The organism is Lentzea sp. NBRC 102530 (assembly GCF_030269365.1).
Classification (GTDB): domain Bacteria; phylum Actinomycetota; class Actinomycetes; order Mycobacteriales; family Pseudonocardiaceae; genus Lentzea.
In genome coordinates, this window is record NZ_BSTF01000008.1 from 156,362 (window position 1) to 178,266 (window position 21,905).

22 protein-coding genes and 6 tRNA genes are annotated in these 21,905 nt (G+C 67.4%); 16 read left to right on the forward strand and 12 right to left on the reverse strand.

From position 1 onward, the window contains the following. The first annotated feature begins 19 nt into the window (after nucleotides 1-19). Nucleotides 20-1,456: an alpha/beta hydrolase gene (locus tag QSK25_RS22485; protein ID WP_285640950.1), complete on the forward strand. Its 1,437-nt coding sequence runs from the start codon at nucleotides 20-22 to the stop codon at nucleotides 1,454-1,456. 55 nt (nucleotides 1,457-1,511) lie between these two features. Here the strand turns inward: QSK25_RS22485 and QSK25_RS22490 are convergent, their stop codons facing one another. After that, complete coding sequence (locus tag QSK25_RS22490; protein ID WP_285640952.1) at nucleotides 1,512-2,318, reverse strand: SDR family NAD(P)-dependent oxidoreductase; 807 nt, start codon at nucleotides 2,316-2,318, stop codon at nucleotides 1,512-1,514. Nucleotides 2,319-2,385: 67 nt separating this feature from the next. After that, nucleotides 2,386-2,583 carry a hypothetical protein gene (locus QSK25_RS22495; RefSeq protein WP_285640953.1) on the reverse strand — a complete coding sequence of 66 codons (198 nt, stop codon included), beginning with the start codon at nucleotides 2,581-2,583 and terminating at the stop codon, nucleotides 2,386-2,388. Between the two features lie 18 nt (nucleotides 2,584-2,601). Here QSK25_RS22495 and QSK25_RS22500 point away from each other — a divergent pair, with 18 nt between their 5' ends. Beyond that, the gene (locus tag QSK25_RS22500; protein ID WP_285640955.1) at nucleotides 2,602-4,365 is read left to right on the forward strand and encodes an FAD-dependent monooxygenase; all 1,764 of its coding nucleotides are present in this window, start codon (nucleotides 2,602-2,604) and stop codon (nucleotides 4,363-4,365) included. A gap of 34 nt (nucleotides 4,366-4,399) precedes the next feature. Then, nucleotides 4,400-5,230: an SDR family NAD(P)-dependent oxidoreductase gene (locus QSK25_RS22505; RefSeq protein WP_285640957.1), complete on the forward strand. Its 831-nt coding sequence runs from the start codon at nucleotides 4,400-4,402 to the stop codon at nucleotides 5,228-5,230. A 91-nt stretch (nucleotides 5,231-5,321) separates the two neighbouring features. Here the strand turns inward: QSK25_RS22505 and QSK25_RS22510 are convergent, their stop codons facing one another. Both QSK25_RS22510 and QSK25_RS22515 read right to left on the reverse strand, forming a co-directional pair. After that, entirely contained in the window at nucleotides 5,322-6,305 is a 984-nt protein-coding gene (locus QSK25_RS22510; protein WP_285640958.1) for an SMP-30/gluconolactonase/LRE family protein, read from the reverse strand. Nucleotides 6,306-6,676: 371 nt separating this feature from the next. Beyond that, on the reverse strand, nucleotides 6,677-7,513 hold the full coding sequence (locus tag QSK25_RS22515; RefSeq protein ID WP_285640959.1) for an ANTAR domain-containing response regulator: 837 nt from the start codon (nucleotides 7,511-7,513) through the stop codon (nucleotides 6,677-6,679). 410 nt (nucleotides 7,514-7,923) lie between these two features. On the opposite strand from QSK25_RS22515, the gene QSK25_RS22520 reads away from it, so the two are divergent. From QSK25_RS22520 to QSK25_RS22535, 4 genes are all read left to right on the forward strand, one after another. Next, entirely contained in the window at nucleotides 7,924-8,325 is a 402-nt protein-coding gene (locus QSK25_RS22520) for an MmcQ/YjbR family DNA-binding protein (RefSeq protein ID WP_285640961.1), read from the forward strand. A 300-nt stretch (nucleotides 8,326-8,625) separates the two neighbouring features. Beyond that, on the forward strand, nucleotides 8,626-9,045 hold the full coding sequence (locus QSK25_RS22525) for a hypothetical protein (RefSeq protein ID WP_285640964.1): 420 nt from the start codon (nucleotides 8,626-8,628) through the stop codon (nucleotides 9,043-9,045). Nucleotides 9,046-9,241: 196 nt separating this feature from the next. After that, complete coding sequence (locus tag QSK25_RS22530) at nucleotides 9,242-10,039, forward strand: MFS transporter (protein WP_285640966.1); 798 nt, start codon at nucleotides 9,242-9,244, stop codon at nucleotides 10,037-10,039. Between the two features lie 3 nt (nucleotides 10,040-10,042). After that, nucleotides 10,043-10,363 carry a TetR/AcrR family transcriptional regulator gene (locus tag QSK25_RS22535; RefSeq protein WP_285640969.1) on the forward strand — a complete coding sequence of 107 codons (321 nt, stop codon included), beginning with the start codon at nucleotides 10,043-10,045 and terminating at the stop codon, nucleotides 10,361-10,363. Here the strand turns inward: QSK25_RS22535 and QSK25_RS22540 are convergent. From QSK25_RS22540 to QSK25_RS22555, 4 genes are all read right to left on the reverse strand, one after another. Further along, the gene (locus QSK25_RS22540; RefSeq protein ID WP_285640971.1) at nucleotides 10,358-12,004 is read right to left on the reverse strand and encodes a sensor histidine kinase; all 1,647 of its coding nucleotides are present in this window, start codon (nucleotides 12,002-12,004) and stop codon (nucleotides 10,358-10,360) included. The genes QSK25_RS22535 and QSK25_RS22540 overlap by 6 nt on opposite strands. A 193-nt stretch (nucleotides 12,005-12,197) precedes the next feature. After that, nucleotides 12,198-12,791 carry a response regulator transcription factor gene (locus QSK25_RS22545; protein ID WP_285640974.1) on the reverse strand — a complete coding sequence of 198 codons (594 nt, stop codon included), beginning with the start codon at nucleotides 12,789-12,791 and terminating at the stop codon, nucleotides 12,198-12,200. 100 nt (nucleotides 12,792-12,891) lie between these two features. Continuing rightward, on the reverse strand, nucleotides 12,892-13,545 hold the full coding sequence (locus QSK25_RS22550) for a LuxR C-terminal-related transcriptional regulator (protein WP_285640976.1): 654 nt from the start codon (nucleotides 13,543-13,545) through the stop codon (nucleotides 12,892-12,894). Continuing rightward, nucleotides 13,533-14,720, reverse strand: a complete 1,188-nt coding sequence (locus QSK25_RS22555) for a sensor histidine kinase (protein ID WP_285640979.1) — start codon at nucleotides 14,718-14,720, stop codon at nucleotides 13,533-13,535. The genes QSK25_RS22550 and QSK25_RS22555 overlap by 13 nt, the downstream gene beginning before the upstream one ends. Nucleotides 14,721-14,899: 179 nt before the next feature. Here QSK25_RS22555 and QSK25_RS22560 point away from each other — a divergent pair, with 179 nt between their 5' ends. After that, nucleotides 14,900-15,241 carry a hypothetical protein gene (locus QSK25_RS22560; RefSeq protein WP_285640980.1) on the forward strand — a complete coding sequence of 114 codons (342 nt, stop codon included), beginning with the start codon at nucleotides 14,900-14,902 and terminating at the stop codon, nucleotides 15,239-15,241. Between the two features lie 937 nt (nucleotides 15,242-16,178). On the opposite strand, the gene QSK25_RS22565 is transcribed toward QSK25_RS22560, so the two are convergent. From QSK25_RS22565 to QSK25_RS22580, 4 genes are all read right to left on the reverse strand, one after another. Beyond that, nucleotides 16,179-16,250, reverse strand: a tRNA-Val gene (locus QSK25_RS22565). Between the two features lie 57 nt (nucleotides 16,251-16,307). Then, nucleotides 16,308-16,730 carry a TIGR02611 family protein gene (locus tag QSK25_RS22570; protein WP_285640981.1) on the reverse strand — a complete coding sequence of 141 codons (423 nt, stop codon included), beginning with the start codon at nucleotides 16,728-16,730 and terminating at the stop codon, nucleotides 16,308-16,310. A gap of 22 nt (nucleotides 16,731-16,752) precedes the next feature. Then, nucleotides 16,753-17,538 (reverse strand): anti-sigma factor, encoded by a 786-nt coding sequence (locus QSK25_RS22575; protein WP_285640982.1) that lies wholly within the window; start codon nucleotides 17,536-17,538, stop codon nucleotides 16,753-16,755. After that, nucleotides 17,535-18,155 carry an RNA polymerase sigma factor gene (locus QSK25_RS22580; RefSeq protein ID WP_352236226.1) on the reverse strand — a complete coding sequence of 207 codons (621 nt, stop codon included), beginning with the start codon at nucleotides 18,153-18,155 and terminating at the stop codon, nucleotides 17,535-17,537. The genes QSK25_RS22575 and QSK25_RS22580 overlap by 4 nt, the downstream gene beginning before the upstream one ends. Nucleotides 18,156-18,411: 256 nt before the next feature. On the opposite strand from QSK25_RS22580, the gene QSK25_RS22585 reads away from it, so the two are divergent. The 8 genes from QSK25_RS22585 (at nucleotide 18,412) to QSK25_RS22620 (ending at nucleotide 21,902) form a co-directional block, all read left to right on the forward strand. Continuing rightward, nucleotides 18,412-18,837 carry an SsgA family sporulation/cell division regulator gene (locus QSK25_RS22585; protein ID WP_030477975.1) on the forward strand — a complete coding sequence of 142 codons (426 nt, stop codon included), beginning with the start codon at nucleotides 18,412-18,414 and terminating at the stop codon, nucleotides 18,835-18,837. Between the two features lie 106 nt (nucleotides 18,838-18,943). Beyond that, nucleotides 18,944-19,016: transfer RNA gene (locus QSK25_RS22590), tRNA-Gly, on the forward strand. 42 nt (nucleotides 19,017-19,058) lie between these two features. Continuing rightward, a tRNA-Cys gene (locus tag QSK25_RS22595) sits at nucleotides 19,059-19,130 on the forward strand. A gap of 1 nt (nucleotide 19,131) precedes the next feature. Beyond that, a tRNA-Val gene (locus QSK25_RS22600) sits at nucleotides 19,132-19,203 on the forward strand. A 160-nt stretch (nucleotides 19,204-19,363) separates the two neighbouring features. Then, nucleotides 19,364-19,436: transfer RNA gene (locus QSK25_RS22605), tRNA-Gly, on the forward strand. Nucleotide 19,437: 1 nt separating this feature from the next. Then, nucleotides 19,438-19,509 (forward strand) — tRNA-Val (locus tag QSK25_RS22610). A gap of 165 nt (nucleotides 19,510-19,674) precedes the next feature. After that, on the forward strand, nucleotides 19,675-20,265 hold the full coding sequence (locus QSK25_RS22615) for a TIR domain-containing protein (protein WP_285640994.1): 591 nt from the start codon (nucleotides 19,675-19,677) through the stop codon (nucleotides 20,263-20,265). Then, on the forward strand, nucleotides 20,265-21,902 hold the full coding sequence (locus QSK25_RS22620) for a KGGVGR-motif variant AAA ATPase (protein WP_285640995.1): 1,638 nt from the start codon (nucleotides 20,265-20,267) through the stop codon (nucleotides 21,900-21,902). Before QSK25_RS22615 ends, QSK25_RS22620 begins: the two co-directional genes overlap by 1 nt. The last annotated feature ends 3 nt before the right edge of the window (nucleotides 21,903-21,905 follow it).

A 21,905-nucleotide genomic window follows, 5' to 3' on the forward strand; every position in this document is an offset into this window, starting at 1 on the left:
TAGGACTCAGGGGGTTTTCGTGAGATTTCTGTGTTCCGCGCTGGTGGGTGTTCTTCTGCTCGCCGGTGCGCCGTCCGCGCAAGCCGCGGGCGTGCCCGTGCTGTCCTGGACGGACTGCGGTGACGGGTTCGAGTGCGCGACGGCGGAAGTGCCGCTCGACCACCGCGCCCCGTCCGGCGAGAAGATCGAGCTCGGCCTCACCCGCATGCGCGCGGCGGACCCGTCCCGGCGGATCGGCTCGTTGTTCGTCAACCCCGGCGGTCCTGGCGGTGGTACCGACGACACCGTGCGGCACCTGGCCACCTCCGGCCCCGCCGAGTTGCGGGAGCGGTTCGACATCGTGGGGTTCGACCCGCGCGGTGTCGGGCGCAGCCAGCCGCTCGCCTGCCAGACGCAGGAGGAGTACACGCGCGCCTGGGGCAACGCCTCGGCCAGGCCTCACGCCCGCTCGTTCGGCACCGCGCTGCGCGACGGCAAGGCGTTCGCGGACGCCTGTCTGAAGCAGAGCGCGAAACTGCTGCCGTTCGTCGGTACCGAGAACGTCGCCAGGGACATGGACCTGATGCGACGGGCCGTGGGTGACGCGAAGCTGAACTACTTCGGCGTGTCCTACGGCACCTACATCGGCACGGTCTACGCGAACCTCTTCCCGAAGAACATCCGCGTGCTGGCGCTGGACGGCGGGTACGACCCGAACACCTACGCGAACCGTCCCTACGAGTACGACCTCGGTCAGTACGTGGCGATCGAGGCGGCGCTCGGGCGGTTCTTCACCTGGTGCGTCGAGACGAAGTGCGAGTTCGGTGCCGGTGATCCGCGATCGGCGTTCGTGGCACTGCAGAACGACCTGGACCGCGATCCCGTCGTGGCGAACGGGAAGTTCGTGGCCAACGGCGCGACCCTCACCTACAACCTGCAGAGCCTGCTGGGGTTCGGTGACGACTGGTGGTGGTACGTCGCGCAGGTCCTGGCCGAGGCCCAGAACCGCACGGGCGCCCTGCTGGTGGAGCCGGACGTCCAGTTCCTGTCGGCCAACACCGCCGTGGAGTGCGCGGACCGCGTGTTCCCGCCCGGGCAGCTCAAGGCGAGGCTCGCGGTCGCCTCACGCATGGCTCCGCTGACCGGGCCGGCACTCGCGTACGCGGTGCCGAACTACGACCACGCGCACGCCACCGCGTGCACCCAGTGGCCGGTCAGGTCGCAGTCCCGCTACAGCGGGCCCTTCTCCGCCGCGGGTGCGCCGCCGATCCTCGTCGTCGGCAACACCGGCGATCCGGACACGCCTTACCAGGACTCGGTCGCGCTCGCGTCGACCCTGCGCAGCGGCCACCTGCTGACCTACCGGGGCGAAGGCCACACGGGGTTCTACCGGAGCGAGAAGTGCGTCGGCGAGAAGATCGCCGCCTACCTCGTCGAGCGCGCTCTGCCGTCGCGGGGCACCTTCTGCGACGACTGAGCGGCTGATCGGAAGTCCTGTCCGCGAGCTCGACGGCGGACAGGACTTCCGGCGCCTACCTCGTGGACAGCCTCCGCCGGTCCGACAGGGTGGGGAGGTGGGCGGTGACACCTCCGTCGACCCGGATCAGTTCGCCGGTGATGAACCTGGACTCGTCCGACGCCAGGAAGACGACGGTGTTCGCGATGTCCTCCGGGACCGCGGTCGCGGTGAGCACCTGGGAGTCGTGGAGCAGTTGCTGCGGGGCGACGTCGCCCGGCCACCTGCGGTCTCCCGGGGGCGGCACGAGTCCCGGGGCGATGGCGTTGCTGCGGATGCCCAGGTGCCCGAACGCGGTCGCCACGGACTTCGTGACGTAGTCGATCGCGGCTTTGCTGGTGCCGTAGGAGATCAGGACCAAGTCGCCGCCGGCGCCCTGGACCGACGAGGTGTTGATGATCGACCCTCCGCCCGACTCGGCCATCGCGGGCACGGCGTACTTGCTGCCCAGGAACACGCTGCCGACGTTCACCTCCAACGTGCGCAGCAGGTGCTCCTTGGTGGTGCCGACCGCGTCGAGGTCCTGTTCCAGCCAGGCGGAACCCATGAGGCCCGCGTTGTTCCAGAGCACGTCGAGACGTCCGTAGGCATTCCTGGCGTGTGCCACGACGCCGGCCATGTCCGTCTCGGAGCTCACGTCACCGACGTGCGGCGTGACGTCGAACCCCTCTCCGGTGAGCTCCTCCGCCAGATCCCGGATGGCTGGAGACAGGTCCATCAGCACCACCCGTGCGCCTTCCGCCGCCAGCGCTCGCGCCCCGGCGAGTCCCAGCAGACCCGCCGCTCCGGTGACGATGGCGACCTTGCCCGTCAAGCGTTCCACGGTGTGCTCCCGATCAAGTAGTTGAAGTTTCAGCGCCAAGCTCACCGTAGCGGTGCACGCTGAAATTTCAAGCAAACGCGGGGAAGATAGTTGAAATTTCAGCACCGCCCTGCTTCACTTGCTGTGGGTAGCCGAGCTTCAACAGATCGTGTGACACGACGCTGGTCATCAGGGTCCGCGCCGGCCCAGTCACCTCGACCAACTCGGCCCGATCACCTCGACCTGGTGCCATCACCGCGCCCAGGTCGTTCCCGTTCATCGTCATCTCTGTCAGGAGAACGTCGTGGATGTCTACGAGACGCCTGTTCTGGTCGTCGGCGCCGGTGGTGCCGGCCTCGCGGCCTCGATCTTCCTGTCCGACCTGGGAATCGACCACCTCCTGGTCGAGCGGCACGAGTCCACCTCGCCCATGCCCAAGGCCCACTACCTGAACCCGCGGACGATGGAGATCTTCCGCCAGCACGGTCTCGCGGACGAGGTCTCCGCGCTCGGTCTCCCCACCCACGACACCAAGGTCCGGTACGTCACCAGCCTCGGCGGCGACGGCCCGTACGACCAGCGGGAGATCATCACGTTCGACGCGTTCAGCGGGGGATCGCTGCGCGACCGGGTGATGGAGGTGGCGCCGGTTCCGCCGACGAACTTCCCCCAGCTCCGGCTCGAGCCCGTGCTGCGCAGGCACGCCGAGGAACGCGGACCCGGGAGGGTCCGGTTCGGCCACGAGGTGATCTCGATCGAGCAGGACGACACCGGCGTCACGGCACGCGTCCTGGACCTGGCCGCTCAGACCGAGTACGTGGTCCGCAGCCAGTTCCTCATCGGCTCCGACGGCGGGCGTTTCGTCGGCGGCCAGGTCGGTGCGGTGATGGAAGGTCCTGGCCCCCAGGCGTTGCTGAAGACGAGTCACGTGACCGTCGACCTGTCCGACCACCTGCCGGGCGACGCGCTCATCACGCACGTGGCGCGACCCGGTACGCGGTTCCGGTGGACCGCGCTGGTGCCGATGGGGCCCTCCTGGGGCAAGAACACCGAGGAGTACACCGTCGGACTCGCCTTCTACCCCGGCGACAAGCAGTTCGTCACCGACGAGGAACTCCCCGACGCCATCCGCGAAGGTCTCGGCCTGCCGGAGCTGGAGATGACGGTCCACAAGGGAGGCCAGTGGCTGGTCGAGCGCAGCGTCGCGAACCGTTTCCGGTTCGGGCGGGTGTTCCTGGCCGGTGACGCCGCCCACAAGCACGTGCCGACGAGCGGGCTCGGCCTCAACTCGGCGTTCCACGACGTGCACAACCTGACCTGGAAGCTGGCAGCCGTGCTGAAGGGCTGGTCCGACGAGCCCGAGCGGCTGCTCCAGTCCTACGAGGACGAACGCCGCCCGGCGGACATCCGCAACGCGGACTGGGCGCTCTTCACCTACGACAACCACGAGATGGTCGACATCGGACTCGGGCTCTCGGTGAGCCGAACGATCGAGGAGAACGCGCAGGCGATGGCGGAGTTCTTCGCCGACACCCCGATGGGGGAGACGTTGCGCGCTCGCGGGCATGAGGTGATGCGGACCCAGCGCACGGAGTACGAAGCTCTGGAGATCGAGCTGGGCGTCGTCTACGAAGGCGCCGCGATCGTGCCCGACGGCACCCAGCCGCCACCTCGGGACCCGATGGGCAAGGACTACAAGCCGATGGCCCGCCCCGGCCACCGCCTGCCGCACGCGTGGCTGAGCACCGGCGGCGAGCGGGTCTCGACGCACGACCTCGTCGGCCGGCACGGCGGCTTCGCCGTGATCACCGGTCGCGACGGAGCCGCGTGGCAGGCCGCGGCGGAGGCCGTCTCGCACAGGCTGGGCGTGCCCGTCCACACGGCCAGGATCGGTGATGGCCTCGCTTACACCGATCCCTCGGGAATCTGGGGCAGGGACAGCGGAATCAGCCCGGACGGTGTCGTTCTCGTGCGGCCGGACAACGTCGTCGGCTACCGGGCCCTGCGGCTGGCCGACAAGCCCGAGGAGCAGCTCGAGCAGGCCATGCGGGCGATCCTCAGCAGCTGACCAGGCGCACACCCTCTTGCTGGAGGCAGTTCTCATGAATCGATTGCACGGCAAGGTCGCTGTCGTCGGCGGCGCACTCGGCATCCTCGGCCTGCCGGCGGTGCGCGCGATGGCCGCCGAAGGCGCGCGCGTGGTGATGCTGGACCTGTCACCGGAGGTGCACGCGCACGCTGAACAACTCGTCGCGGACGGGCACGACGTGGTGCCGTACGTCGGCGACGTCAGCGTCGAGCCGGATGTCGCGGCCGCCGTCGAGCTCGCGAGGACGAACTACGGACGTCTCGACATCCTGTGGAACAACGTCGCGCTGAACAGCGCCGAGTGGCTCCAGCAGGACACCGACGCGGTGGGCGTCAGCCTCGAACACCTGATGCGCACGATGCGGGTCAACGTGGGAGGAGTGCTGCTCGGCAGCAAGCACGCCGTGCCGCTGATGGCCGCCACCGGCGGCGGTTCGATCATCAACACCTCCTCCCTCGCGGCGGCGGGCGGCGACCTGGTCACGCTGTCCTACGGCGCGAGCAAGGCGGCGATCGAGCACGTCACCCGTTCCGTGGCCACCGCGTTCGGCCACCTCGGAATCCGCAGCAACGCCATCGCCCCGGGATTGATCCAGGCGGCGGCCACCGGGGAAGCGCACGTGCTCGAAGGGGTGGCGCCGACCCGCTTGGTGATGGACTCCCAGATGCTGCGGGTCGCCGGAGAACCGGGTGACATCGCGAACGCCGTGGTGTACCTGGGATCCGACGAGTCGAAGTTCGTCACCGGCCAGGTCCTCCACGTCGACGGCGGCTTCACCGGCCACCTGCCGACCCTGGCCGACCGTCGCAGGCAGGACGCCGCCCGGATCCCGTCGCGAGGGTGACGATGATCTCCGGAGGTCGTGATCGGCATGATCACGACCTCCGGAGTGCCGTACTGGACCCGCGGCCGTCACCGCGGCCGCGGGTGGTGGGTCACGGAACCGGGATCGCCACGATCTTGAAGGCGGCAGCCGGGTTGCCGACGTTGGAGAGGTTCTCACCCAGGTTGGCGTCCACGACGTAGAGGCGGCCACCGAACAGGGCTCCCGTGCTGGCGAACGCCGCCCCGGGCACCTCGGTGGTGCTCAAGACCTTTCCGGCGGCGAGCCCGCGGGCGAGCTCCACCTTGACGACCCCGTGGTGGGAGACGACGTGCAACGTCCGTCCACTCAGGACCAGACCGTCGGACGACTCCAGCGGACCGTCGAGGCGGATCCTCCGCGCCTGGGCCACGTCGCCCGAGGTGGGGGACACGACGTACAGCGCCGCGCCGCCACCGGCCGCGGTCGTCTGACCGACGATCAGGTTCTTGCCGTCAGGCGTCGCCACGATGCCGTTGGCGTTGATGGGACTCCCGGGAACCCATTCCCCGCCCAGAACCACCTTCCGAGGCGTGCCGATCCTGCCGTCGTGCCCGATCGGCACGCGCACGAGTGCCGCCGGGTCACCGCTGTCGGTGAACCACGCCGCGTCGCGCGTCACCACGACGTCGTTGATGAACGAGCCCTCGGGGATGAGGACGTCGGCCAGCTTCGTGCCGGACCTCGTGTCGTACACGCGGAAGCCGGTGAACAGAACGGGAAGCGGACCGCCCTTGCCGCCGCCCGCCACCCAGAGGCGGCCGAACCGGTCGACGTCCATCCCGACCGAGATCTTCCCGGGGCCCGGCGACGGGGCGAACCGCGTGGCGACGCCGGAGCGCAGGTCCACGCGCTGGATCGCGCCATCGGCGAGCGAGCCCGTGTAGGCGGTCTTCCCGTCGATGGCGATGCCCTCGGGCGAGAAACCGTTCGGCAGCTTCAACACCGCGGGGAACGGCTTGGTCGTGACCGGGCCGGCGGCCGCGGCGGGTGAAGCGGTCAGCGCGACCGCCACCAGCAGACCTGTGAGGCCGCTCAAAGACTTGCGGAGGTACATCGGATCGTCTCCTCGGTGTGCGGCGATCAGCAGACGCGTCGGACGGCGCCCCGCCACGAGGACCGGATCATCGATCGGCCTCGTCGCACGGGATCCGGCGGGTCGTGATCGATCGGCATTGCGGGGGACAGCCGCCGCCCAGCGCGGCAAGCCGCACACCGGCGACCATCACCCTGTCCTGGTTGGACTCCAGCCGACGAGGCACGCTAGCAGGCAGCGCTGAAGTTTCAACTACCTTGGCCGGCCTCGCCCTTGCGCACTGCACTCGTGGGTACGAACCACTGCACTCGCGGTGATCACGGCGAACAGGTACCGCGAGTCCTGAAGCCTGGTCCGACGCGCCCCCACGCCGGCGGAGCGCGTGGGTTCGATCAGGTCTTCCTCACCGAGGCGAGGATGTCGCGGACGACTTCGCGGAGTTTCACGTTCTGGTTCTGCGAACGCTGGACGAGCATCACGAAGGCTTCGTCGGCGTCACAGCCGTGCACGGCCATCAACATGCCTTTGGCCTGGTCGATCTCGGCGCGGGAGTACATGGCCGTTTCCAGTTGCGTCACGCGGTTGCGGGTGTCCTGCCACAGGTCGGCGTTGGTGATCGCCGCGGAGGCCGCGGTGGTGAACAGCCGCATGACCCCCTCGTCGAACGGGTCGAAGGCACTGACGGTGACGCTGTAGATGTTGAGCGAGCCGACCAGCTTGTCGCCATCAGTGGTGGTCACCAGCATCGGCACGGCGAGGTAGGCGCAGATGCCCAGGTCGCGCGCCGCTGCCTCGAACTCCGGCCACCGGTCCTCGTTCTGGCCCACCACCGCCCGGACGGCGTGGCGTGCGGTGGCCGCCTCCAGGCAGGGCCCGCGGTCGGCGTCGTACTGGACGTGGTCGAGTTGGGCGAGCCGGTCCTCGGTCGCGGCGGCGGTGCGCGCGTGGTCGCCGGACACGATCGTGATCGTGACCCCGTCGGCGTCGGTCACGGCCTGCTCGGCGCTGTCCGCGACCCGCTTCAGGACGTCCTCGAGGGGTTCGGCTTGCGCGAACACACCACGCAGGGCCTCCAGCGCACCCGCGGCCTCGTCGATCCGTTCCAGCGGATCCGGCCGAAGGTCTGCCAGGCCTCCTCCTTGCTCGTCGTGCCCCCGCCCGTCGACCTGTTCCATGCTCGCCACCTCGTAGCTGGTCACGTTGTGCGCAGCGCGGATCGTAGCGCCCATTGTGTCGTGTGTGGATCACCCTGAAGATGATCGAAACGGCTCACCCAGAACACGGACGTCAACGCTGAGGCTCGCGGTTCGCCGTTGCGATGCCGGAGCAGCGGTGCGCGATGTGCCGGCTGCGTCAACAGCCTTACCGAGAGCGCAGCCGCTACGTGGCAAAGGAGGGCTTCAGGGGCAACGGCATCACCCCCCGGCGGCACCTCGACGGCGATGATCGGTCAGCGGAACCGCGACCCCCCGGCATCATTGCGCACTACAACGCCTCAGCCCGCTCGGCAGGATGGCCGAACCGTGCGAGGTGGGCGAGGTGGGCGAGGTGGCGGCCTGGCTGCTCAGTGACAGGGCATCGATGGTGAACGGGGCGATCGTGCTCGTGGGCGGGGAGCGGGCGCGTAGCGTTGTGCGCCGTGAACGATCGTGCGGACGTGCCGGACCGGGTCCTGGACGAGGTGCGGGCCATCTGCGCCGCGCTGCCGGAGGCCACCGAGCAAGCGGCGTGGGTGGGCATGCGGTGGAGCATCCGCAACCGCAGCTTCGTGCACGTCTTCACGGCGCATCCCGGTGAGACCGGGGCGTACAGCCGGGCCGCCGAACTCACCGAACCAACAGTGATCATGACTTTCCGCGCCCAGCCCGAGGAGTTCGACGCCCTGGCCGGAGCCGGCGAGCCGTTCTTCCGGGCGGCGTGGGGCAAGGACGTGGTCGGGTTGAAGGTGCTGCCGGACGTGGACTGGGACGAGGTGCGGGAGTTGCTGACCGAGAGCTATCGCGTGCTGGCGCCGGCGAAGCTCGTGAAGCTGCTCGGTTGAGCGGTCTTGGCTTGCGGGGGCTGGTGACGGCGGTCCACGTCCGCTCGTGGCGATTGGCGGTGGTCTCGGCGAATGCCTGATTCCGTGTTGTGGGAGTACGAGATCCTGAAGCGGGCACAGGCATCGACGGCGGAAGCGATGCCGGGCCGGACCAGTGCGCCGGCACGTCGCTTGACCGGCATGGACGTAGTTTTCGGCACGCACACGGTTACAAATACGACGAGAAGGGCGAACCCGCTCCCGTGAGACGCGGTGTCGCACCCTCGCAGCTGCCGTGCATCCTGTCGGGAGGAGGTCCTTGTGCGGATCGTTAGTTTGCTGGTCGCGGCCTCATTTCTGCTGGCGGGATGTGGCGGTGGCGTCGCCGTCGACACGAATGCCGACCTCGACTCGGCGGTGCGCACGTTCGTCGGAGAGAAGGCGGAGAAGCCCCGTCCGTTCAGCGAGTTCACGTCGTGGGGCTGGGACGAGCTGTACGTCGTTGACCTCGACGGTGCGGACTTTGACTACGTCGAGGAGGTCACCGGGGAGAAGTTCGACGTGCCCTGGGGCAGCAAGAGCGGCGTGTTCGTGTATTACGAGGGCGGCAAGCGGGTGCGGGCCGAACTGATGAACAATGGCGCCTTCTGTCCAGGGATCTACACCCGTGAGGCCGTCGTCGACAGCAAGTTCGCGTGCTGGCTGCAGGACTCGAAGGTGCAGGATCTCCCCGCGAAGTGAGCTGATGTCCTGACGACCAGCGGGTCCGCCTTGCGAGGCCGGCCCGCTGGTCTCACTTCCGGAGGTGCGGCCGGGCCCCGTCGCGCGAGGAGGTGAGCGTCGCCAGCAGCTGCGGTTGCGCTCGTTGCCCGGTGTGAAGCCGAGCATGGGGGTCTGCTGCACGGATAGGTGACCCCTGCTTGCCGCTGCGGAAGGCGTGACAGTGGGTGTGCTGTTCGTCCGCCATCAGCGTCGGCTGAAGACGCCGCTGATCGACGTGGAGTTGTTCTCCAACAAGGTGTTCAGCGGTGCGGTGCTGGCCAACTTCGTCGCGATCTTCGCACTGATGGGCGTGCTGTTCTTCTTCTCCCAGTACCTGCAACTCGTGCGCGGCCTGCGACCGCTGGCCGCCGGGCTGGTCGAGATGCCCACGATGGTGGCGTCCATCCTGGCCGTCGCCGTGGTCGGGGTGCTCGTGGCGCGTCTGGGTACCGGCCGTGCGGTGGCGGCAGGCCTGCTGCTCGCCTCGCTCGGCCTGCTGTTCGCCGCCGTCGCTGAGGGCGCCGACCACACCCTCTGGCTGGCCGCGGCCTTGATTCCGTTGAGACTGGGCATCGGCGTGGCGATGACACTTACGGTCGACGCCGTGGTCTCCGCGATGCCGTCCGAACGCGCTGGCGCGGCCTCGGCCATCTCCGAGACGGCCTTCGAACTCGGCGGCGCGCTCGGCATCGCACTGCTCGGCCCAACGGTGACCCTGGTCTACAGGGGCTCGCTTGATCTGCCAACGGACCTGTCCGGCGCCGCCCGCGCGGCCGTGGAGGACTCCCTGGCCACGGCGGTCAACGCCGTGCGCGACGCCACCGGCGTACTCGAGGCGGCCAGGCACGCGTTCACGACCGCTATGCAGTTCACCTCCGCCGCCGCGATCGCCATGATCGCCGCCCTCATCGCCTGGTACACCATCCCTTCCGGTAGGAAGAGCGGCACCACCACGACTCAAATCGCGGAGTAGTCCATGCCGCGTGTAGCCGGGCGCACCCCCGAGGACACCCGCCGCGCACTGCTGGATGCCGCGGGCACGTGCATCCGCGCCCGCGGCACCTCGGCCACTCTCGATCACATCGCCAAAGAAACGGGCGTGTCCAAGGGCGGCCTACTGCACCATTTCGCCACCAAGGAGGATCTGGTGCGGGCCCTAGCCCAGGACCTGTTCGACCGGTTCCGCGCCGATGTCCTCGCCCACCTGGATCCCGACGACACCGAACCGGGCGTCTCACCCGCGCGTACATCCGGGTCAGCGCGGCGTTCTCTCACGACCTCAACAACTCGATCATGAGGCCGTGAGCTCAGGTGTGTCTCGGAAGGCGCGGATGTATGCGGCAATCGCTACTGCCAGTAGCAGCGTGTATCCGGCTGCTGCGCCGTACAGCGTTACTCCGGCCTTCACGTATGTCTTCAGCATGTAGGTGGTGTAGAGGCCGACCAGCCCCCATGGCACCACGTAGACGACACCGAGCAGGATCCGGTACGCCCAGGGCGCGACTGTGGGGTTGACGACGTACTCTCCCGCTCGTGAACCGATTCGATCTCGGGTGTCCGGGCGAATGCCCGTGTGGTTGAACAGCACGTTCTCGACGGCCATCGCGGACGCGCCACGCCTGCCCTGCAGCGCCACCAATAGCGTGCTGTAAAGCATGCCGATCCACAGTGGGATAGGCACGAGGGCCGCTCCCAGGCGCGGTAGCTGAGGCACCTTGTCCAGGAACGCCACTGATGCTGCCGCGTACGCCAGCACTGCGCCGAGCAGCGCGATGTTGATGTTGAGCAGGGTGACGTTCTCCGACCGCTCCGCCTGGTACATCGATCCGAGCGCGGCGACCTCGTTCGAGTTGCCCTTGCTGTCGGTCTGAGTGGTCACGGCGTCTCCTCGCTGTGCGATCGCCTGCGGTGCAACGGAGTCCGCGGCTTGCGTTCGGCCGCCGGGGAGACGGATCTCCACGATCGTGCCGCTGCCGGGGTGGCTGTCGATCGACACGGTTCCGCCCACCTCGGCGAGCCGGGCTGACAGCGAGTGGGACAGGCCTGTGCCGGGTGTGGTCGTGGTCTGGTCGAAGCCGGTGCCTTGGTCGGCCACGGTGACGACGAGGGTGCCGTCCGGTTCGCCGGTGGCGACAACCCAAGCCTGGGTGGTGCCGGCGTGTTTGGCGACGTTGTTGAGCGCTTCGGTGACTGTGTGGGTGATGGCTGCGACCGCGTCGGCCGACAGTCCGGCGGGCACGGTGTCGGAGTTGTAGCGGACGTCGAGGTTATGGGCGCCTTGCAGGTAGACGGCCTCGGCCAGTGCCGCGTCGAGCTCGGGTGCCGATTCCGAGGTGATGGAGCTGACGACCGCGCGGAGGTAGCGGGCGTCGCGATCACACTTGGCTCGGACCTGAGGTGAGAGGTCTTCCTGACGTGCCAGGATCGTCAGTGTCGTCAGCACGTTGGTGTGCAACATGTCGTACTGGCGCACACGTTCCTGCGCGCGCGCTTCGGCTTCTCGCGCCCGTAAGGCCTCCTCCGCTTCAGCATCGGCGCGCCGGGCTGTGTCGATCAGCTTGGCGGTGACGAAGCCCGCAGCGATGGTGAACACCACCAGCTGGCCGGTGACTCCGAGCAGCGTCCCCGTGTCGGCGAGTCCCTGGCCGCGCAGGCCGGTCGCCAGGTAAACGCCGCCCAGGGTGACCACCGCGCCCGTGCCCCACCGGTAGCCGCCGTAGATCTGGGCCAGCACCGCCACACCGGTCGCAGGGGCAGGTGTCCAATTCTGCCATGTGTCGACCGCGTCCGGCGGCAGGACAAGGCCGACGAGCAGTTCCGCCGCGGTCATCACCGCGATGGCGGCGATGACGGGGGAGACCCCGACCTGACGGCGACCGGCGAGCCAGTACAACACCCCTGCGGTCCAGAGCAGGTAAACAAGGTAGCTCGCGATCACCGGCAGGGGAGTGCGTGCGGGCTCCGAACCCGGCCAGAAAAGCAGCAGTCCCCATGGCAGGAGCTGAGCTGCCCAGAGCAAGACCAGCGCACGAAACAACCAGTCTCTGACCTGGTCTTCGACACCTCGTGTGTGCATGGCAGCAAGCCTGCACGCTTCACCACGACACGCGCGACGGTGATGTCACCGTCATTTACAGATCGCCGCGATCCTCTCGCAGCCGCTGTTGGAGGTCGGCGACGGTGCTGAAGGGCCTGCCTGCCGCGCGGTACTTGTCCTTGGCCCGCTCTAGATAGCTGTAGGCGGTGCGTTCCTTGACACCCAACCGTTCCGCCACCACCTTCATGGGCACTCCGCGGCCGCGGAGGTTGACCACCTCGGTCTCCTGAACCGAGAGCCGCGGACGATCGGGGGTGCGATCACGGCTGATCGCGAACGCCAGCTCCTGGTCGAGCGCGTACCGGCCGGTGGCGACGTCACGGATCGCCCGTACCAGCGAGTCGACGTCGCCGTCCTTGACGTGGTAGCCGATCGCACCTGCCTTGACCGCGTCCACCTTGTACTGCGGCTGTGCGTGCACGGACAGCAGGAGCACCTTGTCGCCGCGCCGGACGAGGTGCTCGACGTTGTCGGCGAACCGCGTCCCGTCCCCGAGTTCGAGATCGAGCAGCACGACGTCGTCCGACGGAACGAGGGCCAGGTATCCGGCTACTCCGGTGGCGACGTGTGCGACCTCGATTTCGGGAGCTCGGGACGACAGCCAGGAACCGGCGCTGCCGAGGATCATGGAATCGTTGTCGATCAACCCAACGCGGATCTTCGTAGACTCCTGTGGGGCGGGAATGCCGGTGCCGTGCGGTGAGGGCGTCACGCGTCCGCCTGCGAGATCAGAAGCCACCGAGAGTCTCCTGTCCGAAGCCGTCTTCGCGATGGCGCAGGGTGTAGTCGGTCCGGTGCTGGATCGGCCGGCCGACGGCCGCGTACTTCTCCTTGATCCGTTGCAGGTGGGTCTTCGTCGTGGACTCGCTGATGCCGAGTCTGCGCGCTGTGCTGCCGAGGGTGTTGCCGGTGGCGTACATCCTGAGCACCTCGCGTTCCCTCGGGGACAGCGCCGGGCGTTTAGCTCTGGTGTCCCGGCTGAGCGAGAAGGCGTGCTCGGTGGTCATAGGGGACTCGCCTGCGGCGACCTCCCGGATGACGTCCATGAGTTCGGCGGTGTTGGTGCCGCTCTTGAGCACGTAGGCGGCCGCGCCGGCTTCGGTCGTGGCCACGATGTGCTCGTGTTCGCCGTGCACCGAGAACACGATCACCTGGTGACCGGCCTCGATCAACGTCGTGACGTTCGTGGCGGGTGTGCTGTAGTCGCGGAGGTTGAGGTCGAGCAGCACGACTTCCGCTTTGACCGGTTCGGTGAGGTAGTCGCGCACGGTGGTTGCTTTGGCGACGAGTTGGATGTCGTCGACGGCCGCGATGGTGTGTCTCATCGCGTCGAGGAGCAGTTGGTCGTCGTCAATCATGCCCAGGGTGATCAAGGTGCCCATGTCAGCTCCACCGTGGTGCCTTCGCCCGGTGCACTGTCGACGGTGGCGGTGCCGCCGACCTCTTCCATCGTGTGGCGGATCGACCGGGTCATGCCTCTCGGCGTCGCGGTAGCCAGATCGAATCCGATGCCGCGGTCGACGATCGTCACCTGTACCCCACCCTCCGCCGTGCCGACTGCTGTCAGCCACGCCTCGGCCACCTCGGCGTATTTCGCCACGTTGTTCAACGCCTCCCGCGCCGCTCCCGTTATCGCGTCGGCGACCAACGCCGGGATGTGCGTCGGGAGGTCGTCGAACTGAGGGTGTACCCGAAGCCCGAGTGCGGAGCGGTCGCGCAGGACCTCGGACAGCAGCGTGACCAGGCCGGTGGAGGCGGTGGTGTCGTCGCCCATCATCAGGCTCCGCAGGTAGGCGGCGTCCTGCTGGCAGCGGTGGCGCACCTGAACCGAGTCGATGTCCCACGTGCCGCCGGCGATCATCTCCAGCGTCGTGAGCGCCGTGTCGTGCAGGCCGCGCCAGTGTTTGCGCCGCTCCGCGAGGCTCGCACGCAGGGCCGCCTCGCGTTCCACCGCTGCGGCCTCGGCAGCACGTGCCTCGTCCACCTTCACCGCGAGCGCGCGCAGCACAGCAGCCACGTGCGCGCCGAGGCCGGCGAACAGGAGCATGCCGATCGACCAGGCGATCACGTCGGAGTGATCCACCGGTGTCGCCGTGACCGCTCCGACGACCGGAATGGTCGCCCAGGACACCACTGGCAGGCACGCCAACGGCCATCGCCATCGGTGGGGTCCGTACAGGATGACCACGAACGCGGCACCAATCGCTGGTCCGTAGGTCCAGTTCTGCCAGGCCATCCGATCGGCACCGAGCGTCAGCGGCATCGCCGTCTGCAGCGCGGTGATGAGGAGCAAGTCCACCAGCGCGAGCGCGGGCCTGATCCGGTGCCCGTTGTGCCGCAGGGAATGCAGGAACATCCACACCGACCACGCCGCCCCGGCGGAGTAGGAGCCGGCGACCAGCCACGCCTGTCCCGGCGGCCAGTCACCGATGGTGTGGGCGACGACCACGGGAAGCGGCGCGCCGTACTGGGCCAGCCTCAGCAGCGCTACGGACCTGAGGATCCAGCGCTCCACGCGTCTGCGTGCCCCGGCGATCGGGGTCGTGCTCACCGCCATGGTCACCAGCTTGGCCCAGTCGTCGCCCGATCGGCAGTCGGCACTTCGGACGACACCACAGGTCAGCCTGAATGCCGACCGTCCTAAATGCCGACTGCCGCGCCCAGCCCGCCGGTCGCAGTCTTGTCCCCGTCACCACTCATCCCGCTACTGAAGGGACATCCGAGATGCTTGCCCTCGTGAAGAAGTCAGCGGTCGTGCTGGCTCTCGCCGGCGCCATCGCCGGCACCACCGCCCTCGCCACTCCGACACCCGCGGATGCCTCGGTCGCCTCCTGTGGCGAAGGGAGGTGCACGGTCTACCTCAGCAAGTCCGAGACCCGTGCGCTCGCCAACGGCAACGTGCCCGCACCGCCGGCCGCGACGGCCTGGCAGCTGAAAGCCGCCTACTACAGCCTGGCCTACGGCCACCGGTGGTTCGCCGGGCAGTACGCCAACCGCGGCTGGTGCTCGGGCTTCCGGCTGAGCATCTACCCGTGGGAGAGCCAGGGCTACTTCGGCTATGCCTGCAACTGGAACTGATCAGTCCCATGTGCTTGTGCGCCGCCGGGCTCCGGCGGCGCACAAGCACATGGGTCCTATAGCCGATAGCGCTCAAGTAAGGCAGGTCACGGCTTGGGAACGCTGACGCGATCCTCTCGCCGCCCTCTTGGACTGATCGTCACTAGCCTGGCCAGGGGTGGTCGAGGGGAGTGGTGCGTTCTTCGTGCACGTTACGAATGGTGCTCCGACGGCCGGCTGCGTTGCGATACCGGCGAGCAGGCTTGCATCGATCCTGCGCTTGGTTGGTCCGGGCGCGGTGATCGCGTTGTCGCCGCGCTGAACGACCACCTGTGAGCGAGTCCGCTTCACACTGATCGTGCTGGAGCGGAACTGGAGCAGGGCACACCGCTGAACGTCATCGAACGGCACTCAACGGTACTGAACGGCAGCTACTTGCGCTGGAGTTGTTGGGGTCCCGGTGTTTGTGCTGGTAGGAGTCCTTTGTGGACCCAACTGGCAGTGTGAGGGTCAGGGCTCGAATTCTCGGCGACTCCGAGAAGGAGTGGATTTCCGGGTCTGCAACCAGTGATGGCTAACGCGCTTGATCAATCGTCAAGTGCGCTCAACTTCGTCCAACGTGCTTGTTTTCTCAGGTCAGTGGCCTGTGGACCCGTATCTGGGGTCAAGTGGGCGGATGTTGTCGGGACGGTTCGCGGGCGACCTCTCATGCGCTGGCAGGAGATGCCGAGGTAGACGAGCCTGACGCCTGGAGACCTCTTAGGTGGCGGCGAAGAGGTCACCACCAGCCCGATGAGCCGCAATTCGCTGACCTGCGGATTTGCGAATCTCGGTGACAAGACTTCGCGTGGATCTAGCGTTTTGGCGAGGACTTCTGCTCCCAATCTGCTCCCACGCAACGCAAACGGGGTGTCGACGAATATCGTCGACACCCCGTTTGACCTGGTAAAACACACTGTGGGCGATACTGGGATCGAACCAGTGACCTCTTCGGTGTGAACGAAGCGCTCTCCCGCTGAGCTAAACGCCCGTGTTCTGTTGTGTTGCTTGCCCCGCTCTCGCGGTGTGGGGATAGCTTACAACATCATCAACGAGAACCAAAAATCGGGCTCTGCAACCAGGCCCAGTCCAGGCCGAACCAGCCTCCTACCAGGGCGAACACGTTGAGGAAGTAGCAGGTGGCCAGGACGATGGCGCAGACGCCGGCCATCACCAGGCCTCGGACCCAGGACGGCTGGCGCTTCAGCCACTCGACCCAGCGGTCGTAGTAGCGCTTGGCGAACTTGAGGACCTTGCCCGCCCACTCGAACTCCGTGGCGAGGATGGCGAGGCCCGCGAAGACGACCAGCCAGCCCGGGCCCGGGTACGGGATCATGATGATGCCCGCGATCAGCACGATGCCGCCGATCACGCCCACGCCGATTCGGTAGGCCAGGTTCAGCGCCGGGTTGCGGTGGAACCAGTGGCGCCAGCCCTTGTGTTCGGTCGGCTTGGCCTTGGGCTTCGTCATGTGTCGATCATCCTGTTGGGACTCAGGCGGGCGCAACCTGGCCGCCCGCCAGCACTTCCGAGGGTTTCGGGGGTGCTTGGCGGCCTGGTTCCAGTGACACCGCGAAGGTCGTGTGCTTGTGCGCGTCGGCGGACCAGGCCAGCAGTTGCGGGTCGGTCGAGCCGGCTCGTACGTCGAACACCGCCAACGGTACCGGCGCTTTGGTGCTCGCACCCCAAACTACGTAAACGTGGCCCGAATCGTTCGGTTTCAGGTTCATCGGCATCACGGCGCCGGAGATGGGGTTGGAGAGGACGACTGCCACCTCGTCGCCCGCCGTGGTGCGGAGGACCGCCCTGTTGGTGGCCGGGTTGGCGGCCAGGGAGAGGGCCTTGTTCAGGTCGTTCGTGCGGGCCTCTGAGGCTGCTACCTCGGTGGAGAGTTGGTTCACGCGCACGCCCAGATAGCCGCCGCCTGCCAGTACGGCCGCTACTGCTGCTGCGGCCAGCAGGGCTCGGCCGGTGCGGCGGCGGTGTTGCGGGCGCAACGGGATGGGGGGCGCCGCGTGGCGCGGGGCGGGCGCGGCCGGAGGGTCTTGGGGGATGTGCTCGATCTGCTCCATCAGCCTCGCGCGGAGGTGAGGGGGCGGTTGTTCCTGGCGGACCGCGCCGCCGATCCCGGCCAGCACCTCCTGTGTCGCGTGCACGGTGCGCTGGCACGTGGTGCAGGTCGGCAGGTGGTCGCGGACCAGTGCTTCCTCGTCGGGCTCCAAGGAGTGCATCGCCCAGCCGACGGCGAGCTCCTCGTGAGCGCACAAATCGCCGTTCACCGGTGAGCTCCTGTCGTTTCGCCGGTTTCTCCGGCCCACAAGTTCCCCAACGTGCCTCTCAGCCGTCTTATCGCCGCGAATGTGCGCGATTTCACAGTGCCGAGCGGGACGCCTGTCAGTTTTGCCACCTCGCACTGCGTGTACCCGCCCAGATAGGCGAGGGCTATCACCTGGCGTTGTTCTTCCGGCAACGTGTGGAGCGCCGCTCTGACCTCAGCGCTCACCACGCTCACCAACGCCGCGTGGTCCGAACCCTCGACCGGAGGTGGGGCCTCCTCGGTCAGGGGAACAGTCCGGCGACGTTGGGTGTTCTCCTTACGTACGGCGTCCACCGCGCGGTGGTGCACCAGGGTCATCAACCAGGTGCCGAAACTGCCGCGGGTGGGGTCGAACCTGGCGGGGTGCCGCCAGAGCGCGAGGAAGGCTTCCTGGACGACGTCCTCGGCCAGTTCCGGGTCCACGCAGATGCGCCTGGCCAGGGAATATGCTGGTGTGCCGTACCTGTCGTACAGCTCACCGAACGCCGTCCGATCGCCCTGTGCGAGTCTTTGCACGAGCTCGAAGTCGGTCGGCCGGCCGTCGCTCGACGCGACGGTTGGGCCGGGCGATTCAGCCACCAGAGATGTCCTCACGTCCAACATTCGCGCAACAGCCGGTACCGGGTTCAGGTTAGACCCAGCAAGATGGGGGGCGCTGAACGTTTGCTCATGAGCGAGGAGGACACGGAGTGCGTGCACACGGTCGCGTTCTGGAGTCGAACTGACCCGATGGGGTGATCTGACCCCATTTCGCGAGCGTTCCTCGCCACAGGCACGTCACAACTGAGGTGCTCGGTCGTTTCATTGACCGGGAAGGGAGAAGAGGGTAACGACGATGCGCAACGATCACGTGACGCTCCGCTCGACAGCGGTCTTCGACCTGCTGGCGCCGAGGACCCCCGCGGTCCCGGTTCAGGTGGAGCTGCGATACGACACAAAGGACCCGTACGCGGTCGTCGCCGCGTTCCGCACCGGCCGCGCCGGTTGGGTCGAGTGGGTTTACGCCCGCGACTTGCTCGCCGACGGTCTCATCGCCGACGCCGGTGACGGTGACGTCCGGATCCGCCCCGCCGCCGACGACCCCGAGGTCGTCGTGATCGAGCTGAGCTCGCCGTCCGGGCACGCCATGTTCGAGGCGTCCGCTCAGGAGCTCGCTGACTTCCTCGACCGGACCTACGACGTCGTCGTGCCGGGCAACGAGCACCTGTGGGTCAACGTCGACGAGGCGCTCACGCACCTCATCTCGAACGACCTGAGCTGAATAAACCGAGGTAGGGGGCCCGCGAAGGCGAAGCGGGTACCCCCGGTGAAAACCGGTTGAAGCCCTCGTATAAGGTTGTTTCAACATCACGAACTCAGTGATGTACGCGGATGTAGCGCAGTTGGTAGCGCATCACCTTGCCAAGGTGAGGGTCGCGAGTTCGAGTCTCGTCATCCGCTCTGTGGTTCCACGGCGTTCACGCGTCGTGGGGTCATGCTCCTGGCGGAGTGGCCGAGTGGCTTAGGCAAGGGCCTGCAAAGCCCTGTACACGGGTTCGATTCCCGTCTCCGCCTCGGACGATTAGCTCAGCGGGAGAGCACTACCTTGACACGGTAGGGGTCACAGGTTCAATCCCTGTATCGTCCATCGAAGACCAGTGGGGCCAGGTGCACAGCGCACCTGGCCCCACTGTCGTTTCCGGACCTCGCGGCCGTCGGCAGCCGGCAGGCTCAAGATCAGCCGATTTGGAACTTCGGGGGAGCGTCGGATAAAGTTCACCTCGCACCACGGGAAACCGGGGAGCAACGCGGATGTAGCGCAGTTGGTAGCGCATCACCTTGCCAAGGTGAGGGTCGCGAGTTCGAGTCTCGTCATCCGCTCGGACGATTAGCTCAGCGGGAGAGCACTACCTTGACACGGTAGGGGTCACAGGTTCAATCCCTGTATCGTCCACTCAGGACAAGAAGCCCTCGATCATCATGATCGGGGGCTTCTTGCTGTTCCGGGTACGGGTCGAGAGTGGCGCCCAGTTATTGTCCAATTTTTGGTCCGAAGCCCCGAAAATGCCCACTTTTTTGTCTTTTATCGGCGGCGCTGTCGCAACTACCGTGATGCGCTGTGTCCTACAAGTACGATTTCTTCATCAGCTACAGCCGCAAAGGCACTGTGCAGAAGTGGCTGTTGACGCACTTCTACAAGAAGCTCGTCGAGTACCTCGCTGACGAGTGCGCGCCGGCGCCGCGGGTGTACATGGACCGCACCATGCCGCGGGCCGTGGAGTGGGCGCACAACCTGGAGAACTCGCTGCGGCACAGCAAGATCATGATCCAGCTGCTGACGCCGCATTACTTCGAGTCCGACTGGTGCATGGCGGAGCTGGAGAGCATGCACCAGCGTGAGACGATGCTCGGCCTGGCCGGCGCGGACATCTCCCAGGGACTCATCTACCCGATCCTCTACGCCGATTCCGACAACTTCCCGGACATCGGGCGAATGCGTTCGTGGCAGGACTTCAAGGAATACGCGTACGCGGAGGCCGTTTATCAGGATTCCGTCGAATATCTCGGGTTCTGCCGTCAGGTGAGGGTGCTGGCGCGAGATCTGGTGCAGCTGGCGAAGCAGGTGCCGCCGTGGAGTCCTGACTGGCCGATCGTCGACCGGCCCAATCCCGTGATCATCCCGCCGCCACCGTTACCGAGGTTCGAGTGATGACCGGAACCGTGATCACGTTCTACTCCTACAAAGGTGGCGTCGGACGCAGTTTCACGCTGGCCAACACCGCCGTGCTGCTCGCGCGCTGGGGATATCGCGTGCTCGTCGTGGACTGGGATCTCGAGGCGCCCGGCCTGCACCTCTACTTCGGACCGCACCTGGTCGAATCGCCGCGTAGCGGTGTCGTGGACATCGCGCAGGAATTCCTCAACGGGGTGCGGACACCCAGTTCGCACGAGGTCAGGGTCCAGGTCGACGGGGTGCTGGACCTCATCGCGTCCGGTGGTGTCGACGAACACGGCCTCGACGCCTCCTACGCCCGCCGGATGCAGGCGCTCGACTGGGAGGAGCTGTACCGCCGGGGGTTCGCGGCCCACCTGGAGGAGTACCGCGCCGAGTGGACCGCCAAGTACGACTTCGTCCTGATCGACAGCCGCACCGGCGTCTCGGACATCGCGAGCATCTGCACGGCCCAGTTGCCCGACCGGCTCGTCGTCGTGTTCACCGCGAACGACCAGAACCTCAACGACGTCGTCGGCGTCGCACGCCTCGCCGACAAGGCCAGGGACCGGCTGCCCTACGACCGGCCGCGGCACCAGGTGATGCCGGTGCTGTCCCGGCTCGACAACCGCATGGAGTACGAGCGGGCCGAGACGTGGCAGAAGAAGTGCGCCGAGGTCGTCGCGCCGCTGTACCGCAACTGGCTGGTCAAGTCGGTGACGCCGGAGCAGATGCTGCGGCACGTCACCGTTCCCTACATCTCCTACTGGAGCTTCGGCGAGCTGCTGCCCGTGCTGGAGGAGCTGCAACCGTCGTCGGACCAGATCTCGTTCGCGCTGGAGACGGTCGCCGCGGTGATCGCGCAGGAGTTCGACCGCACCGACCTGCTCGCCGACAACCGCGACGCCTACGTGACCGCCGCCCGCTCGCAGCGCCGGAAGTTCGACCTGGAACTCCTCGTGTCGAGCCCGCGGGCGTTGTGGACCACCGGGACCGAGCTGATCACCGAGCTGCGGCTGCTCGGCATCACGGCGGACCGCTCGGTCTCCGGCGATCCCGAGATCCTCGACCAGGCTGAGGACGTGGCCGAGCACCTGTGCCTGGTGGTGGCCGGGGAACTGAGCCGCTGGCAGCTGACCGAGGCGGAACGGTTCGTGCGCCGCACGCTCGGCCCGGACGGCAGCCAGCGGCAGATGTTCTGCCTGCTCACCCGTGGCACGGACCGCGACCGCCTGCCCGGCTTCCTGCGCAGCCTCCAGCACCTGGAGTTCGATCCGGCCATCAGGCCCGTGCGGGTGGCACGGGCGTTGCACGACCTCATCAAGACCACGCCGGCCGCCGAGACCGAACCCGACCACGAGGCGTTGCTGAGCGCGGAGGCCGCGTTGCGGGAGCTGCCCGAGCAACTGCCGTACGCCGGGCGGTTCGCGCTGGTCGAGGAGACGGTCCGGGGGATGGCCGGGGCGCTGGACGACGGCGACATGGAGTTGCTGCGGGACCGGTCCGCCGACCTCTTGCTGCTCAGCAAGCCCCATCGCAACGGGTTGGGCGCGACGGTGCCCACCCGGTTGCGCGGCGAGGCGAGTGCGTTGCTCGCCCGCATCGAGCGACGAATCACCGCGTTCACCGACTGAAAG

Bases quoted from the DNA above. Each gene is read 5' to 3' on its own strand.
- QSK25_RS22495 (WP_285640953.1), bottom strand. From the start codon at position 2,583: ATGACGATGAACGGGAACGACCTGGGCGCGGTGATGGCACCAGGTCGA.
- QSK25_RS22505 (WP_285640957.1), top strand. From the start codon at position 4,400: ATGAATCGATTGCACGGCAAGGTCGCTGTCGTCGGCGGCGCACTCGGC.
- QSK25_RS22510 (WP_285640958.1), bottom strand. From the start codon at position 6,305: ATGTACCTCCGCAAGTCTTTGAGCGGCCTCACAGGTCTGCTGGTGGCG.
- QSK25_RS22515 (WP_285640959.1), bottom strand. From the start codon at position 7,513: ATGGGCGCTACGATCCGCGCTGCGCACAACGTGACCAGCTACGAGGTG.
- QSK25_RS22535 (WP_285640969.1), top strand. From the start codon at position 10,043: ATGCCGCGTGTAGCCGGGCGCACCCCCGAGGACACCCGCCGCGCACTG.
- QSK25_RS22545 (WP_285640974.1), bottom strand. From the start codon at position 12,791: ATGATCCTCGGCAGCGCCGGTTCCTGGCTGTCGTCCCGAGCTCCCGAA.
- QSK25_RS22550 (WP_285640976.1), bottom strand. From the start codon at position 13,545: ATGGGCACCTTGATCACCCTGGGCATGATTGACGACGACCAACTGCTC.
- QSK25_RS22555 (WP_285640979.1), bottom strand. From the start codon at position 14,720: ATGGCGGTGAGCACGACCCCGATCGCCGGGGCACGCAGACGCGTGGAG.
- QSK25_RS22570 (WP_285640981.1), bottom strand. From the start codon at position 16,730: ATGACGAAGCCCAAGGCCAAGCCGACCGAACACAAGGGCTGGCGCCAC.
- QSK25_RS22585 (WP_030477975.1), top strand. From the start codon at position 18,412: ATGCGCAACGATCACGTGACGCTCCGCTCGACAGCGGTCTTCGACCTG.
- QSK25_RS22620 (WP_285640995.1), top strand. From the start codon at position 20,265: ATGACCGGAACCGTGATCACGTTCTACTCCTACAAAGGTGGCGTCGGA.